Genomic DNA, 15,030 nt, shown 5'->3' on the forward strand with positions numbered 1-15,030 from the left:
AATCGAGTAATAGAAATCACGACTTCACAAACGAAATATCATTTTTAAAATATATGTATATTTTTATGAGTAACTACTAAAAAGGTGCATGCAATTATGTGCTATGTATATACTAATAAATAATGGATATCCAGTGAAGTATCTTTAAATTATATTAGTTACAAAAAGAATGAGTAAATATAGCTAATTAATGAATTAATTCTCTTATTAGTTACTACAGAAAATGCAAACATATGAATATCAGTATTAAATGGTGTAAATATTGTAAGTTACAAATAATTAAAAACACACTTTATGATAGGTATTTGTGGGAGCATTACATCATTTAATAAATTATATGCCCATATGTCAATTGCATACATTCAGATGTAGTAATTTTGTAAAAAAATACCAACTTATAAATATACACTTTAAATTATGCATAATTTCATAAAGAATCATTAATAAAAAACCCCACTGAGATCAGATGTATGTATATGCCAAAATAGATATAATTTATAGCATATAATGTACAATATAAACAATTGTCACGGAAATAGAAATTTATATCGAAAAAAACAGATCCTGTGTTATCTAAGTTTGGGTATATATTACTAATATACTGTATTGAAGTGGATAAATTAGTCACGGCCAATAAATAATGCATATTAATTAATATATTATTTATTACAAATACACTTGAAATGGATATAATATCAACTCATATCTTACCATATAGACAACACATACTATTATTGGGCAATAATCGGATCCACCTTAAGTTTTCTTGGTAAATTATTAGGCTATATTTATAAAATGGTTTTGGATCTCGTCTGTATAGACTATTTGGGATGTATTGCAGGTAAAAAGCATATTATCAAGTATAAAACTAAGTTGTGATATATTTTTACGTTTCTGAATAATAATATGCATGTTTTCCAAATATTGTAATTGTAGTGTAATATAAAAATTATTTATTATAGTAGATAATTCTGGATTATATAATCCCTCTTTACTTACATTACTTCTTACCTGCCTTTAGTCTCTACTTACATCATCTGCCTCAAAAATTTAAATAACTAGTTGGACATATCTATATCGTTATTATATAGGAAATAAAGACTAAACTTATACCTGCATAGTTAATATTATTCTAAACACTTAGAAATCTGGTTTTAAAAAATAACACAGGATTCCCACATGCTTGAAAACGTTGATTTATCCCAGGCAATAACAAACGAAGAATATAAGATAAGTATGAAAACACTTGAGGTTAAACTCGGTGAGCTTCAACGAAGAGCATGGGAGCTGAAAATACCCATTATACTTGTTTTTGAGGGCTGGCATGCATCAGGGATGGGAGAAGATATCAACCGTTTTATCCTGCCTCTGGACCCGCGAGGATTTGATTTCCATACCATGGCCAGGCCCTGTTACGAGAACCGCCTCAAACCTTTCCTTCTGCGGTTCTGGGCGCGAATTCCTGTAAAAGGAAGAATTGGAATCTTTGACCGGAGCTGGTACAGCAGAGCAGTAATCGAGCTTTTCGGAAAAGAAAAAGACGAAATAGCCCTGGAAAAGACCCTGGAAGAAATAACCTATTTTGAGCGCCAGCTTGTGGATGACGGGTACCTGATACTCAAGTTTTTCCTCCACATCAGTGAGAAAGAACAGAAAGAGCGTTTCAAGGAAATCAAAAAAAAAGATATTCCCCTTATTCTTGATGAATATGAAGGAAAAAACGGAAAAGAACTGGATTTTATCGAACAATATGATGAACACCTGCCTGTTGTAGAAAAAATCCTTGAGAAAACAGATGTCCCTAATGCACCATGGACAATAGTCGAGGCGAATGACAGGAACTTTGCAGTCCTGAAAATCATGGTAACAGTAACTCACGCAATCGAGAAATCTATTGAAAAGATCACAAAGATTCCCGGGCAGCAGACAATCAAATATCTTGACATAGTAACTACAAATCTCCCTGTACTTAACGGTTCAGCTCTGGAAAAGGCCGACCTCTCAAAAAACCTTTCTGTGGAAGAATACAGGGAGTCTAAAAAGCTTTACCAGCACAGACTCGAAACCCTCCAGTATGAGCTTTTTAGAAAAAAACGTTCAGTTGTTATAATCTTTGAAGGCTGGGATGCTGCAGGGAAAGGAGGGGACATTCGCCGCCTTGTTGAAGAACTCAACCCCCGGCTTTACAGGGTTGTGCCCGTGGGTTCACCGAATGATACTGAAAAAGCCCACCATTACCTCTGGCGTTTCTGTGACGCAATCCCAATGGCAGGACATATAACTATTTTTGACCGAAGCTGGTACGGGCGTGTCCTCGTAGAAAGAGTGGAAGAGTTCTGTACGGAAGAAGAATGGAGAAGAGCCTACAGGGAAATCAATGAGTTTGAAAAAATCCTTGCCGATTCAGGAGCAATTATCTTCAAATTCTGGCTTCAGATAGATAAAGAAACCCAGCTCGAGCGTTTTGAAAGCAGGCTAAATGACCCGGAAAAACGCTGGAAAATTACAGAAGACGACTGGAGAAACCGGAACAGATGGGACGATTATAAAGTTGCAGCCGAGGAGATGTTCCAGAAAACGAGTACCACAGGTGCCCCATGGATAATTATCGAATCCAGGGACAAGCGTTATTCAAGGGCAAAAGTCCTGAAAACCGTAGCTGAAACCCTTGAAGAAGAATTGAAGAAGGCTTAATAAATCAAAAATTGAAAAGGAGTAAAAACTCAAATGGAGTTAAAAGATTTGAGACAGATTCAAAAATGGAAAAGAGTTATCAAAAAAGAGATGAAGAATTGAATATATAACCCAAAAAGTCAGAGAGTTATTTAAAATTCAGAAGACTTTCAGTACATTCAACAGACTCAGGAAGTTTTCTGGAGCATTTTTCACACTTTTCGGAACCTTTCTCAAGCTCATCGGAACCTTTTTCAGCGTTATTAGAGCCTTTTTCAAGCTCATTTAGTTCCATCCTGTGCCTGCGCAGAGCCACATCAATACTTTTTTTCAGGTCCTTTTCATCAAAGGGTTTTACAATATACCCCAGGGGTCCCGTCTTCCAGGCACATTCCACTATTTTGCTGTCAGAACAGGCAGTCAGGTAAACCACAGGCACATCAAAGCGTGCTTTGATCTCTTTTGCAGCTTCTATCCCGTTCATGTCCCCTTTTAGCATTATGTCCATCAACACAAGATCAGGAAAAGTGCTTTCGGCTTTATTTATAGCATCCTCTCCGGATGAAGCAACGCCTGCCAGTGTATACCCCAAGCTCTTTAACATCCGTTTTATTCCCATTGCGACAATATGTTCATCTTCGACAATCAGAATTTTTCCTTCTGACATTCGTTACACCTTCGTTTTGTACTTCAGCTCCGGAATTATTTTTAACTCCCCTATTACCCTGTTGAAGTTGTTGATTTCATAATTAATATCATTTTAATCTTTATGTCAACTGAATTCAAATCTTACCTTCTCCTTCAGAAAAGGCATGCTTAAGGGCTTTTGACGCAGGCTCATTGATGATAGTCAATATCAATCCCCGGGCAATCTCCCGGATTACCATTATTCCATCTATCCAGAGGACTTAATTCCCGTAAAAACCACGTGGTCAAACAAAGACTCAACCCGATAGTTTCCCTTATGCGAAGTCTCTATATAAATGAAGCTATATAGCCTCCACTATACGGTACTGGCAGAAGAGAAGAGATAATTTAAAGGCTTTATCCTGTGCCGAAAAGAAAGGTTATAGCAAGGGGCATGCGATATTTTAACGCCATTATAAATTTTAACCTTAAAATTTTTCCCCCCATGAAAATCTTCATTTTATCTTTGTCTCCTTCATTTATCTTCATCTATCCGTTTCTACAGTGATCATTTAGCAGGATAAAGGAAACAACCAGAAACAGAAACAACCAGAAACGGAAACAACCAGAAATGGAAACAACCAGAAATGGAAACAACCAGAAACGGAAACAACCAGAATTAGAAGGGGGTTTGTGGAGTAAAAAGCTCTCGCGAACAGATGAATAAAAGGTTCACAGGTCTGAAAAGTTGAATCAGGGTTGAAGAGCTGAACTCAAGAATAATCGTGCTGAAAAGTTTATAAAAGATTACCTTTCTCTACCTGCCTATCTTTCCCCTTCAATTCTCCTCAAGGTCTTCTTTTTCATTCCTGTGCCTGTGCAGGGCTATTTCTATATTGCTGTGCAGGTCTTTTTCGTCAAAAGGTTTTACGATATAGCCGGAGGGTCCGGTCTTTTTAACCCGCTCGAGAATATTGCTGTCGGAATAAGCAGTAAGGAAAACCACAGGCACATCAAAGCGTGCTTTGATCTCCTTTGCAGCTTCCACGCCGTCAAGTTCTCCTTTCAGCATTATGTCCATCAACACCAGGTCAGGAAAAGTGCTCTCAGCTTTGCTTATAGCGTCCTCTCCGGATGAAGCGACACCTGTAACCGTATATCCCAGGCCCTTCAACATGCGTTTAATTCCCATCGCAACGATGTGTTCATCTTCTACTATCAGAATTCGTCCTTCTGCCATTCTTTACACCCCTGGTTTGTACTTCAGATCCTGAAAGGTAATTATAAATCCGGTTCCTCTGCTGGTGTCAAGTTCTATGCTCCCGTTAATCTGGTCTACAAGTGCAGTCACCAGCTGAAGCCCGAGGGAATCCGTATTTCTGAAATCAAGGCCTTCAGGGAACCCTTTGCCATCATCTCTGACAATAAGGGTCAGCCTATCCTCTACGTTATTTATCCCCTGTGTGTTGCTAATGCCAGTACAATCGGGTTTCTCGCACTTAGCCACTTGATCTTCTGCATTTTTATAATTTTCTCTATAAGAAGGTGAATCTCTTCTGTTCCTGTGCAACTGGATGTAGATTTCTCCGTCCTCTCCTTCCGAAAAGGCATGTTTAAGGGCGTTTGAAACAAGTTCGTTGATAATAATGCCCAGGGGAACTGCAGTATCCATTCCGAGGAAAACGTTATCAACATCAAGTCTTAGACTGAGTTTTCCGCTCCCCACTGAATAGGATTGGAAGAGATAATTGGAAAGATTCTGAATGTAATCTGCAAAGTCCACACTTACCATATCTTCAGACTGGTAGAGTTTTTCATGAACAAGTGCCATTGACTTCACCCTGTGCTGACTCTCTTTGAAGGCATCCATTACCTTCCTATCTGAGAAGTTTCCGGATTCCAGGTAGAGCAGGGTTGAGATTACCTGAAGGTTATTTTTTATCCTGTGATGAATTTCTTTTTTATGGATTTCTTCGATCTGTAACAGGACCTCTTCAGCTTTTTTATGTTCGGTTATGTCAAGGATGATACCCTGAAGGTGGATCTCATCTTTCTCGTCCCTCTGAATAAAAGTCCTCTCATCCACCCAGCGGACTTCCCCGGACCTGGTAAAGATCCGGTACTCCGAGGTATAGACATCACAGCCGGACTCCACATTCCGGGCAAGCTCTTCGTGCATATTTTCGAGGTCTTCCGGGTGGACGATATCTTCGTAGAATACCTTCTTTGAGGTAAAATCCGTTACTTCATACCCTAACCGCGTAATGTTTTCCGAGACAAATTTTGCAGGCCAGCCGGATTCATATTTCCATAAAAAGACTATTACCGGACTATTGTTGATGACTCGTTCCATTTCCTCTTTAAGCTTATTGGAACGTTCCAGTTCCATTGCGTAGTCCAGCAGGGCTTTTTCTGCTGCCTTGCGCTGCGCTGTAACAAGATCAAGAGCCCTGCGGGTCTCTTCAATCCCATCCGTAAGGAACTTAAAGTCCCCATGCCCATGCACAAGGATCTCTCGCTTGAAATCATTGTGCTGGAAAGCAGTCAGAACAGCATTTGAATCATCAATGATCCTGTTGAGGGTTTCGGAAAACTTATCAAGGGTATCCCCAAGATCCCTGAACTCTCCCTGTACATCTACATTGACCCGTTCCTTCAACTCCCCTTTTGCAAGGGCGTTGGTTACCCTTATGGTTTCCCGGACAGGCACAATCACGGCCCTAAGAATTTCGTTCAGACCGCTTGGAATTTCCCGGAAATCAATTTCCACATCGGTATTTGCCCTTACATCGAGCTTCCCTTTAACCGCGTCCTGCGCAATGTTCCTGAAATCATCAACAATTTCATCGATAGGTTTTGTGATGGACCGTGCAATCATGTAAGCCAGAGCCGCCATAAAAATTATCGAGATTGCAGAGATGATAAGAAGCCGGTCCCTCAGATCAGCAACCCCGGCAAGCATTTCTTCTTTAGGGACTACCAGCACAAATGCAGATTCTCCTGTTTCAACAGGTTCGTAAAACATAATAACGGTCTTGCCTGTGGTCGGGTCCTTAACTTCAATGTGCCCTCCTATCCCCTGCCGAATATCATCTGAGGCATTTTTAATCTCTTTTGAATCAAAATCAGAAAAGCTCTTTTTTCCGATCCAATCTTTCCGCGTGGGATGAGAAAGGAAAACACCGGTGTTGCTTACCATGAAAGCATATCCCGTATCAAAAGTCCGGATATTGCTTGCGACCTCGTCCACATATTCAAGCGGGACATCCACACCAGCAATCCCTGCAAACTCTCCGTCTTTAAAAATAGGAGAGTCGTAACTCATCATGAATATTCCTTCGTAAAAGTAGGGTTCGGTCAGAATATCCTTACCAGTAGCTTTTGGTAGCTGGTAGTAGTCAGAAGAATCATAATGAACAAGGGGTTCAATCACCAGAGGGCCTTCAATCTTGTTGCAGTACGGGACAAACCTGCCGGTTGCATCGTGTCCGGAGGTATTAACATAGTCTAGATCCCTGCCGTCAAAGGCGTTCGGCTCATAACCCAGGTAGACGCCGATTAAACTGGGGTTCCCTTCAAGGACATTTTCAAGGATACCTATTGCCTCTTCCCTGTCAGAAGCTTCATACTCAGCCATTGTAAGCGCAAGGGTTCGTGCAACAGCCTGATTGGCCTTCATATGGGCATCGAACTGGTTTGCATAGTTGTCTGCCATCTCAATGGATTTATCATAAGCAAGCTTTTCTTCCTGAGAAGTTACTGTCCCGATGATGACTGCCATGGATACGGCAAGAACGAGAAAAACTCCGACAACAATAAGAATAACCAGCTTTGGCTTTAAGGGGACGTCTTTGAACCTCATAGTACCAGGCTCCCGTAAATAAGAGCTTTTGGGGAAAGACTCAGCATGGACCGTCAACTACCGTTTTTAAAAAACCGAGGACATTAAAAGTCTGTTACTTCCCGGGCGGATTTTCTGTAATGCATGAAAAGCTCTCTGCCCCAGCGAAGTGCACTTGCATCGAAGCTCATCACCTTTCGGTGGTCATATTTTCCCTGCATGTTGAAAAGGCAGAGATACATGAAACGATCCGTGACGGCAATGGTGGGAATATTGAGACTTTCTTCACAGACCACTACAATTGTATTTTTGGAATCAAGAAAGGACCTGAGATCGTCGGGAGAGTCATTTTTGAGCCTCTCATACACGGATTCCGTTAGCACGAGTTCCACTTCAACTTCACTCATTGCAAGCTTCGAATATAGAGAAGGATACAGAGGGTGATAATAGGAAAGAGAACTCAGGATGCACCTGGATTTCGCAAGATTTTCCGTAAATTCCCTGGGGAGGTCAAAGAGATGGTTCAGGTCAGGCTCAATCACCATACATTCTCCAAGCTCACCGAGGCGCATGAAAAGGTCATGGGGTATGACGCTAGTATCCCGACTTGCCCAGTATTCCTTATTTTCTTCGAGGACCTCAAGGGTATTCAGGAGAGGAAGCATATTCCCGACCACAAGTTTTCCTATCTCCGAAAGCTCGTAGGTGCCCCCTTTCTGGAGAATCAACTCCTGCTTTTTCAGGATCTTGATTTGAGGCATCATAGCTTTAGAATTCACATTAAGAGAAGTCTTTATTTGCTCGATGTCCCGGGGTCCTTCCATAAGTAAAAGGAGGAGGTTTTTTCTTTTTTCAGAAAGCCAGATAGTATCGCATAAAGAGGAGCTCATTGCTACCCCCTAATATAAATAAACTTTTATTAATATGTTATGTTTTGGTTATCTCTAATTAATCGGGAGATATTATTCCAGAATATCCGAAGATGACACCTTCATGGACTTTTCCCCCTCACCATATACGGCTGCGGTTGGCATTCCAGCAAGGCAAAAAACGATAGAAAAACATAAATCAGTTATGGACCCTGGACAAAAGCCAGATATAGTAACTCACTGCAGTATTTTATATCTAAAGTTTAGATTTTGGGTTAATTTTCCATATCTGACCTGAAAATATACTTTTTTAAGTAAGGAGAATTTCAAGCCGCTCAAAAAATTTAACCGCATCAAAAAATCCTATGCCAAAGGAATATCCTTTTCACTCTCTCTTTTACCTGAAAGTTTTGAAAGAACCCCATAGATTGGGCTATATATTATCGGAGTTATAGAATAAATCACACACTGGGAAACTGATCAAACCTTCCGGAATAGACAACTTGTCTTGAGTAAATTCCCGGTATAATAAAAGAGAAGGTTTGAAAACCATATTAAAAATGGTACAAAAATGGATTAAGTATAGCATAGGAAAATTGTTGCATCCTCGAAATGAAATTAAAATGAATCTCAGGAAAGAACGAAAGGTTTCCGGGCTGCATGTGGGAATGTAATCCGGCACTTACGGGACAAACTGAGAACAAAGAGAAAGAGAACAGTTAGATTGCCTGAGGTGTGCAGGCAGCTTTCTTAGCTTCTCTTGAACCCTAGCAAATGCATTACAACATTTACCTGAGGACTGTGGTCATGGGATTTAAGGCCATATTCCTCGGGTACCTCCAAATAATACCTGCTCTTTTTAAGTGATTTACCTGTTTTATTTCAAATGATTGGCCTGCTCTTTTTAAGTGATTTACCTGCTTTATTTCAAGTGATTGAAACTTTTAACGGCATTAAAAAATCACATGAAATTGGTAATGTCCTGAGATCCTTTCCCGAACCCACGGCATTTGAAGGAACTTCACAGGTTGGGCTATATATCATCAATTATATAATAAGAATATGTCAGGAAAAGCAAAAAAAGGTTCATCCTGGCATGATTTGAGACTCAAAATAAGGGATAATTTTGAGAAACAAACATAAGATGTAAAACCAGATACATCAAAAAGAAACTCAATGGGATATGAGTTTGGGAACTCATCGAAGAAAAGGAAATTTGTCAGGATATGAGAGAAAAACAAGAAAATGCCAGTTAAAATAACTTCTCATAAAGGAACCCCAACCTGAGAGAAAATCGAATTAACAAATATGAGAAAGGAAAACCAATTAGTAAACAGCTAATGATCGAAAAGACCTCAAGATCTCAAGTAAGGATTTTGTGATGTTATGGACATGATCCTGAATGGCAAATTGAGATAATGGCAAATTGAGGGTCATTCGGAAACAAGAGGAGTCAGGCAAATTTATGACCTGATACATAGGCTGTTGAATATCTCCTTTACTCCACCCCTGAAACAAAGTGAAAATAGTGAAATGAACTGGCACATAAATCACTGTAATTATATCTCATTCCCTGCAGATTTTACCTTTTACTTCCTTTAATTTTACTTCCTTTTAATTTTATTTCCCTTTAATTTTACTTCCTTTTAATTTTACTTCCCTTTAATTTTACTTCCCTTTAATTTTACTTCCTTTTAATTTTACTTCCTTTTAATTTTACTTCCATCATCCTGATATACTTCAACAATCCTGCTTATTTTGAGAGCAGTTTCTGCCAGATTAGTCACTGCAACTCGATCAATAGCAGCAGTCATAATTTTTGCTTGTATTTCAATTCCCGAAATCTGATCCTGAATTCGGTTCCCCTACTTGTGTTAAGTTCAATGCTTCCCTCAATCTGGTCCACAAGTGTGACCACAAGCTGCATGCCCAGGGAGTCAGTTTCTCTGAAATCTATTTCTTCAGGGAAGCCTTTGCCGTTATCCCTGACAATGAGTGAAAAATACTCCCCGGAGATTCCTGTTTTGCGTTCTTTCCCGGTGCCTGCATGTTCAGCCTTTATGCCGACCTTTCCTTTATCCTCTTTTTTGAGACAGACGCAGATCTTCCCGCTTTCTCCTTCCGAAAAGGCATGTTTAAGGGCGTTTGAAACAAGTTCGTTGATAATAATGCCCAAGGGAACTGCAGTATCCATTCCGAGGAAAACATTATCAACATCGAGTTTCAGGCTGATATTTCTGTCACCCACGGAATATGCTCCGAAAAGGTAGTTTGCAAGGTTCTGGATGTAGTCTGCAAAGTCTACACTTACCATATCTTCTGACTGATAGAGTTTTTCATGGACAAGAGCCATCGACTTAATCCTGTGCTGGCTGTTCCTGAAAGCCTCGATTACCTTTTCATCATTGAAATTTCCGGATTCCAGGTAAAGCAGGGTTGAAATTACCTGAAGGTTGTTCTTGATCCTGTGGTGAATCTCTTTTTTGCGGATTTCTTCCATCTGCAAAAGGGCATCTTCAGCTTTTTTATGTTCGGTTATGTCAAGGATGATACCCTGAAGGTGGATTTCATCTTTCTCGTCCCTCTGGATAAAAGTTCTTTCATCCACCCAGCGGACTTCCCCGGACCTGGTAAAGATCCGGTACTCCGAGGTATAGACATCACAGCCGGACTCCACGTTCAGGGCAAGCTCTTTGTGCATCTTTTCAAGGTCTTCCGGATAGACAATGTCCGCATAAAGAATCCTGTTAGAGGTAAAATCCTCTACATCATATCCAAGCAAGGTAATGTTTTCCGATACAAACTCTATTGGCCAGCCTTCTTCGTACTTCCACAAAAAGACAATTACAGGGCTGGTGTTGATTATTCGTTCCATTTCTTCTTTTAACCTGTTTGAGTGCTCTAGCTTTCTTGCATACTCAATTAAGGCTTTTTCAGCCTCCCTGCGCTGGGTTGTAACCCTGTCAAGGACCAGGCGGGTCTCTTCAATCCCATCGGTCAGGAGTTTGAAGTCTCCCTGCCCATGTATCCGGATAGAGCGCTTGAAGTCATTGTGTTGAAAAGCTGTAAGCACGGCGGTCGAGTCGTCAATAATCATATTAAGGGTTTCGGAAAACTTATCCAGCGTGTCCTCAAGTTCCCGGAACTCCCCCTGCACGTCCACATTGACCCTTTCCTTCAACTCCCCCTGTGCAAGGGCATTGGTTACCCGCATGGTTTCCCGGATAGGGATAACCACAGAATTGATGATTTCATTCAAGCCACGGGGAATTTCCCGAAAATCAATTTCCACATGGGTATTTGCCCTTACATCGAGCTTCCCTTTTACAGCGTCTTCAGCAATATTCTTGAAGTCATCAACAATTCTGTTAATTGGCTTTGTTACGGATCTCGCAATCATATAAGCCAGAGCAGCCATGAACAGAATTGAGATTGCAGAGATGATAAGAAGCCGGTCTCTTAGATCGGTAACTCCGGCAAGCATTTCTTCTTTCGGGACAACCAGTACGAAAGCAAAGTCTCCGGTCTCAACAGGTTCGTAAAACATAATAACGGTTTTTCCGGTTGTAGGATCTATTGTTTCAATATGGCCACTGACCCCGTTTTTTATATTAAAGGAGGCTGTTTTGAGTTCTTCCTCTCCTAAATTATAAAGATTCTTTTTTCCGATCCAGTCCTTATGGGTCGGGTGGGACAGAAGAATTCCCTCGTTGCTGACCATAAAAGCGTATCCGGTATCAAAAGTCCGGACCTCACTTACCACTTCATCCACATATTCAAGGGAAACGTCCACTCCCCCTACCCCGATAAATTCCCCATTCTTAATGATAGGAGAAACGTAACTCACCATGAAGACCCCTTCATAAAAATAGGGCTCAGTGAGCAGATCTTTTTTCGTATCTTTTGGAAGCTGGTAATAATCCGAATCATCATAATGAAGAAGAGGTGCAACTGCAACAGTCCCGTTCATTTTATTCCAGTAAGGGACAAACCTGCCAGTTTCATCATGGGCAGGAGCATTTACATACTCAGCGTCTTTCCCGTCAAAGGCATCAGGCTCAAAAGCTACATAGGTCCCGAGGAGAAGAGGATTGTCCAGGAGCAGGTTTTCCAGAATAAGAAGAGCTTCGTCCCGGTCTGCAGTTTCGTAACTTGTCATGACAGTGGAAATCGTCCTTGCAATGGCAAGGTTGGCTTTCATGTCTGCGTCAAACTGATTTGCATAATTGGAAGCCATTTCAACTGACTGCTGGTAGGCCAGCTTTTCTTCCTGCGTTGTAACCGTGGAAATAATCACAGCTGTGGAAGCCGTAAGGATTAGAAAAACCCCGAGCACGGTATAGAGTATCATCTTTGTTTTCAACGGGGTATCACTGAGCATTATTAACCCTCACTATGGTCCCTTTCTTTTTTAGCTGTCGAACAGGTGAAAGAAAGCAACTTTCCACGCCTTCTGATCTGGAGAAAACCAGTCCTTTAACCCTATGTAATTCTGCAGAAGAATTCGTTCAAAGAGTGTTATTTACATGCTTTTGAAAATGTTCTTCCCTGGACGTCCCCTATAGTCAGAAGAATTTATGGACCTGAGGATAAATCAGGTACAATAGGGTTTTTAACGATTAATTTTATGGGCACTTTAAACATTTAAATACTCCTATAAAGACCCAGTTCCAGAATCCAGTGATGAACGTAAAATTAAAAATCACTGGATTTTGTAATTGGTTACAATCTTCGTGATAACACTTCTGGGTTGAAGTCTTTAGATGTTGAATATTATTTTTGATTGAAAAAAAGAAGGAGTGCAGAATATGTTTCTGCATCCCCATTTGAAACTTATGTTGTGGCTTCACCCGAGACAGGGGTTTCTTTTTCCACCCTTACCGGGTTCTCGTTCTGGGAATAGAACCAGAGTGGGATATAGAGGGTAAGAACCACGAAACCGACTATGGTGGAAGTCCAGCCCACCTCAAGGCTATTGAGATAAATCACCCCTATCAGACAGAGGGGCAGGTTAAAGAGCCCGAAAATCATAGCAACGTACTTCCAGCCCCCTGGAGCTTTGAAAGGTCTCTCAAGCTTTGAGAACCGGGGGTCGAGTTTTGCTTTCACGTACGCAAAGAGACTGATTCCGTTAGCACAGACGTATCCGATTGCAGATGCCGCCAGGATGGCTGCGGGAGTTCCAAGGCAAATGAACCCCATGTTGAAGAGAGCTATGACGATCATCGCATTAACAGGGGTTCCATGAACATTCATCTTTCCGAAAAACTTTGGAAGATTTCCTTCATCAGCCATGGAATACATCGCCCTTGAAGCTCCAAGGAAGGCGGTCTGGATGATCATTACCATTGCCGCTATCAGCATGAGAATGGTAAGAGACCCACCTACGGGTCCAAGAGTCATCTGAGCCATCGGGAGCATTGGCGAGAAAGGTTCTTCCAGGATCCCTTCTATTCCAAGAGTTCCTGTACAGGCTGCCTGAACAAGGATAAAGGTCACCAGGCAAATTGCGCCGCAGATAAAGAGGGCTTTGGGAACGTCGGACTTCGGGTTTTTGTATTCGGGCCCGTAGATTGCTGCAGTTTCCCAGGCACATGCACTCCATTGAGCCATTGCAAAAAGCCCTAGCAGGATCAGGATGTGCGGAATGTCCCAGCTCCAATCTGTGGGGAGCCAGGCACTGGTGATGTTGCTCATTTCAAACTGCCCGGTTACGAAAGGTGCAAGGGAAATGATGATAAGCGGGGCAAGAGAAAGCACGGCAAGGATGTACCCGAGGGTCGCTCCGCCGGCAAGCCCGCGATAATTAACTATCATAAGGAATACATACACAACTGCCCCGGAGGCAAGGTAAAGAGCAAGGTCAGGAACGCCGGCAAAGGCAGGGACCAGACCTTTAAGGTAGCTTCCGATAAGGATTGCAAAGATAGCAAGCACGGGGTTCCAGGCAAACCAGTAACTCCAGGCGCTGAACCCTCCTAGAAGTTTACCCTGGTCGTATCTCTTGTTTCCCTGATTTGTACCGAACACACTCTGGGCGTATCCCGGCAGTCCTGAAGCTTTCGGGAACATTGTTGCAAGTTCTCCGTAGGCAAAGTTCTGCATGAAACCCTGGAAAACGGAAAGGATCCAGACGATGATTGCAAAAGCCCAGACATAGCTTGCAAAGTAGCCGATAGACGGAAGAATCAGCACAGGAACACCAAGGGCGATTGCAAGCCCCTGTTTCCAGTCAATTGTCCGCTGAAGCCCCCCTGATTCACTTTTTTCGTCACTCATGTTTCAACACACGCTCCGTTAATTGTTTATTGGCATAGCCTGACGATTCGCACAGCTCTTGCAGCATAAATAAGCCTGCAAAACCTGCAAGCAAAAGAAGCGGGAAGATATTCAGGAACCAGGCCAGGAGGCTGCACCTGCGTTTTTCCGCCTGTAGCAGCAACCTGTAAAAAGTTTCGCCCTGTTTCCGGAATGATTCCGGAGGAATATGGTCCCTGAAACCTGCTATAAACCTGCTATAAACCCACTATTTATGTTTATGGCAATTTTTTGTGCAAATTCGGTTACTATTCGGTATGTTTATCTGATCTGTCTTCTGAAGAGTTCACAGGAGTTTATCTTGACGTCAAGCAGCTTCTCGATATTCATTTTTGCAGCAATTCCCTTTGCAGCTCCTGGCACGGAGGTGATCACACCAATATCGAGTTCTTCACGCAGTTCTCTCATTACATGTTCGTCCGAGAGGTCCATTGTGTCAACGTTAAGCTTCTTTGCCACGTACTCTTTTGCCTCTCCGACCCGCATGTTCTTTGAGAACTCCATCCTTGCAACGAGGTCTCCGGCTGCTCTTATTCCGGTCATCCCGGAAGCCATTATGTGGGAAATCGGCATACCCAACGGGTCGCCGACCCCGATCTATATGCCGTCTACGCCGGCAATTTCGACCATTGCCTTGCTTGCCCTTGTAACGGCATCTACCGGAGGAGTCTCAAGCATCGGAATTCCGCCGACACCCATACC

8 protein-coding genes and 1 pseudogene are annotated in these 15,030 nt (G+C 41.9%); 1 reads left to right on the top strand and 8 read right to left on the bottom strand.

The genetic code is table 11. The features are described 5' to 3' along the window. Nucleotides 1-1,179: 1,179 nt before the first annotated feature. Nucleotides 1,180-2,694 carry a polyphosphate:AMP phosphotransferase gene (pap, locus tag EO95_RS08955; protein WP_048133982.1) on the top strand — a complete coding sequence of 505 codons (1,515 nt, stop codon included), beginning with the start codon at nucleotides 1,180-1,182 and terminating at the stop codon, nucleotides 2,692-2,694. Between the two features lie 127 nt (nucleotides 2,695-2,821). Here pap and EO95_RS08960 read toward each other — a convergent pair whose 3' ends face one another. From EO95_RS08960 to EO95_RS08995, 8 genes and pseudogenes are all read right to left on the bottom strand, one after another. Beyond that, a complete protein-coding gene (locus tag EO95_RS08960; RefSeq protein WP_048133986.1) occupies nucleotides 2,822-3,340 on the bottom strand; it encodes a response regulator in 519 nt (172 codons plus the stop codon). Nucleotides 3,341-4,138: 798 nt separating this feature from the next. Next, entirely contained in the window at nucleotides 4,139-4,540 is a 402-nt protein-coding gene (locus EO95_RS08965) for a response regulator (RefSeq protein ID WP_048133987.1), read from the bottom strand. Nucleotides 4,541-4,543: 3 nt separating this feature from the next. Next, complete coding sequence (locus EO95_RS08970) at nucleotides 4,544-7,162, bottom strand: histidine kinase dimerization/phosphoacceptor domain -containing protein (protein WP_048133989.1); 2,619 nt, start codon at nucleotides 7,160-7,162, stop codon at nucleotides 4,544-4,546. A gap of 83 nt (nucleotides 7,163-7,245) precedes the next feature. Beyond that, on the bottom strand, nucleotides 7,246-8,031 hold the full coding sequence (locus tag EO95_RS08975) for a winged helix-turn-helix domain-containing protein (protein WP_048133990.1): 786 nt from the start codon (nucleotides 8,029-8,031) through the stop codon (nucleotides 7,246-7,248). Nucleotides 8,032-9,820: 1,789 nt separating this feature from the next. Continuing rightward, complete coding sequence (locus EO95_RS08985; protein WP_048133992.1) at nucleotides 9,821-12,391, bottom strand: histidine kinase dimerization/phosphoacceptor domain -containing protein; 2,571 nt, start codon at nucleotides 12,389-12,391, stop codon at nucleotides 9,821-9,823. 452 nt (nucleotides 12,392-12,843) lie between these two features. After that, the gene (locus tag EO95_RS08990) at nucleotides 12,844-14,289 is read right to left on the bottom strand and encodes an APC family permease (protein WP_048133993.1); all 1,446 of its coding nucleotides are present in this window, start codon (nucleotides 14,287-14,289) and stop codon (nucleotides 12,844-12,846) included. Next, nucleotides 14,282-14,452 carry a hypothetical protein gene (locus EO95_RS18245; protein ID WP_156164024.1) on the bottom strand — a complete coding sequence of 57 codons (171 nt, stop codon included), beginning with the start codon at nucleotides 14,450-14,452 and terminating at the stop codon, nucleotides 14,282-14,284. Before EO95_RS18245 ends, EO95_RS08990 begins: the two co-directional genes overlap by 8 nt. A 137-nt stretch (nucleotides 14,453-14,589) precedes the next feature. Further along, nucleotides 14,590-15,030: pseudogene (locus tag EO95_RS08995) on the bottom strand ([dimethylamine--corrinoid protein] Co-methyltransferase); the annotation flags it as partial.

It is taken from the genome of Methanosarcina sp. 1.H.T.1A.1 (assembly GCF_000979295.1).
Lineage (GTDB): Archaea > Halobacteriota > Methanosarcinia > Methanosarcinales > Methanosarcinaceae > Methanosarcina.

Coding starts and splice junctions, on each gene's coding strand:
- EO95_RS08965 (WP_048133987.1), bottom strand. CDS start 4,540: ATGGCAGAAGGACGAATTCTGATAGTAGAAGATGAACACATCGTTGCG.
- EO95_RS08975 (WP_048133990.1), bottom strand. CDS start 8,031: ATGAGCTCCTCTTTATGCGATACTATCTGGCTTTCTGAAAAAAGAAAA.
- EO95_RS08970 (WP_048133989.1), bottom strand. CDS start 7,162: ATGAGGTTCAAAGACGTCCCCTTAAAGCCAAAGCTGGTTATTCTTATT.
- EO95_RS08985 (WP_048133992.1), bottom strand. CDS start 12,391: ATGCTCAGTGATACCCCGTTGAAAACAAAGATGATACTCTATACCGTG.
- pap (WP_048133982.1), top strand. CDS start 1,180: ATGCTTGAAAACGTTGATTTATCCCAGGCAATAACAAACGAAGAATAT.
- EO95_RS08960 (WP_048133986.1), bottom strand. CDS start 3,340: ATGTCAGAAGGAAAAATTCTGATTGTCGAAGATGAACATATTGTCGCA.
- EO95_RS08990 (WP_048133993.1), bottom strand. CDS start 14,289: ATGAGTGACGAAAAAAGTGAATCAGGGGGGCTTCAGCGGACAATTGAC.